Origin of the sequence: Paenibacillus sp. FSL K6-1230 (genome assembly GCF_038002385.1) — a bacterium.
Lineage (GTDB): Bacteria > Bacillota > Bacilli > Paenibacillales > Paenibacillaceae > Paenibacillus > Paenibacillus massiliensis.
In genome coordinates this window covers 1-2303 of the sequence record NZ_JBBOCK010000010.1, presented here as the reverse complement: position 1 = coordinate 2303, position 2303 = coordinate 1, and the positions used below count along the sequence as shown (strand labels likewise).

Genomic DNA, 2303 nt, shown 5'->3' with positions numbered 1-2303 from the left:
AGGCATGCTAACCCTTCCTCCTACTTACGAGCAATTCTATCCATATATTGAAATATTGTTTTATGCTCTATCTGTATGTATTTCCAACAACTAGTTAATTATACCATACATGAAACAAACAACAATTACAAACAACCTCCTTTAATCTAAATTGGTAAGATGTCAAACATTCTTATCGTACAGTACAGTATAATATAAATCATTATTATACGCCTATTTTCAATCGAGTAGAGGGAAAATAAAATAATTTATTCTCGCCCCTCTCACACCACCGTACATACGGTTCCGTATACGGCGGTTCAGTTTATATTACAGTGCGAACTTTTAGATAGCGTTCTAGAGAAGAAGGGAGGCCCCTCTTCTTTAGTCTTTGGTTTGAGATGGCTCTTTGAACGACTTTCGATAATCCTATGTATCGGTAGCCCTTTCGACAGTAGGTTAATCCCTTCGCTTCTTCCTCCGGAATCCCTAATTGAACAAGCGATTTGATTTGTTTCTTCGGTATTTTCCATTGCTTCCAAATAATCACTCTAATTCTGGAGCGGAGCTTCTTATCTACTTGCTTCATAACGCCTTTCATATTTGCACTCTTGAAGTAATTTATCCATCCAAATATAACTTGTTTTAGTTTCAATATTCGATAGTCTAACGGAACGCTCCAGTTTCGTTTTGTCAGTTGTCGAAGCTTTCTTTGGAATTTCTGTACTGAGATTGGGTGTGGTTTCGTTTGATATCTCTCATCCTTAGGGTTGTAATAATATCCAAATCCTAAAAATTTTAAATCTTCCGGGCGAGAGATTTTACTCTTTTCTGTATTGACTATCAAACCTAGGTTCTTTTCTATAAATCTCACAATTGATTTCATCACTCTGCTCGCCGCTTTCTCGCTTTTCACAAAGATAAGAGCGTCGTCGGCGTATCTCACAAATTGAAGTCCTCTACTCTCGAGTTCCTTATCGAGTTCGTTCAACATAATGTTACTCAGTAAAGGGCTTAGATTGCCTCCTTGCGGAGTTCCGACCGGTGTTTCTTCATACTTTCCATTCACCATAACCCCACTGACTAAATACTTTCTTATGAGGGAAATGACGTCTCCGTCATATATTGTATTAGATATAATTCGCATTAACTTATCGTGATGAACTGTATCAAAGAATCTTTCCAAATCAATATCCACTATCCAATCATATCCATCATTTAGAAATTCCAAGCTTTTAACAATTGCCATCTCACAACTTCTTTTTGGTCTAAAACCATAACTGAATTCACTGAACTGCTTCTCAAATATAGGACTTAGTATTTGATGAATGGCTTGTTGAACTACTCTATCCACTACTGTTGGTATTCCCAGCTTGCGCATCTTGCCATTTTCTTTTGGAATTTCCACTCTTAAGGCAGCTTGTGGTTGGTATTTTCTTGTTCTAATGCGCTGACGTAGCTCGTCCTTGTTTTCTTTCAGATATAGTTTAAGTTCGTCGACTGTTACACCATCAACTCCACTTGCACCTTTATTTTTATAAACGCGTAAGTAGGCTTCATTCATATTTTGATTACTTAGAATTGTTTCTAGAAGTTCCACACTCGTTTCTCCTTTCCTCTCACGTAGTAAGTAATATCTCCCATTTTGGTTATCCTTTGAGATACGCTCATACTTTCACCATTAACACATTCGGAGTTTATTACTTACGCATTCGTGGTGTTGAAACACTATAAACTGTTCAGCCCTTCACGAATTGAATTCACTACTATGGCCTCGGCTGACTTCTTGCGGCTAACCATTTTCGACTGTACTGTTAGTACATCCGCAAGATCTCCCAGGGTAAGACAACTATCTTTCCTCTTTTACTCGCCTGATTTACTCTACAAAGTTACGCACATCTATTTGGACTTTAACTTGAATTGGAGTCTTATCCCTTTATAGAGCCTTCGTATCAGATTTCTGTTCGTCGAGCCAAGATTTTATTCCACGCTTCCTTCAGCCCTCACCTCACGGTAAATACCTTGCGCTTCCTTAGTGGTTGGTCGATGTGTACCCCCACAGTGGACTTTCACCACCTAGACAGTTGCCATGCCTGGCACACAATAAAAAGAGCCCTATAAGGGCCCTTTTTACTCTTTTCCATCTAATAAACGACCAAGTCCACCTAATACACTACCTTCACCGCTGCTTTGCGCTGCTGGGCTTGTCAGGCGTGCTGCTAAGCGGCTCAGTGTTAAGGACTGAATCCAAACTGTGCCAGGGCCTTCTAACGTTGCGAAGAATAAACCTTCGCCGCCAAATAGAGCTGTTTTTACTTTTCCAA

Annotated in this window: 2 protein-coding genes; both read right to left on the bottom strand. The window is 39.4% G+C overall.

All coding sequences use genetic code 11. From position 1 onward, the window contains the following. Positions 1–304 precede the first annotated feature (304 nt). Positions 305–1579 (bottom strand): group II intron reverse transcriptase/maturase, encoded by a 1275-nt coding sequence (gene ltrA / locus MKX74_RS28175; protein WP_341106626.1) that lies wholly within the window; start codon positions 1577–1579, stop codon positions 305–307. A gap of 530 nt (positions 1580–2109) precedes the next feature. Further along, positions 2110–2303: AIM24 family protein (locus MKX74_RS28170; RefSeq protein ID WP_341180711.1), on the bottom strand; the 194-nt coding region annotated here is incomplete at its 5' end.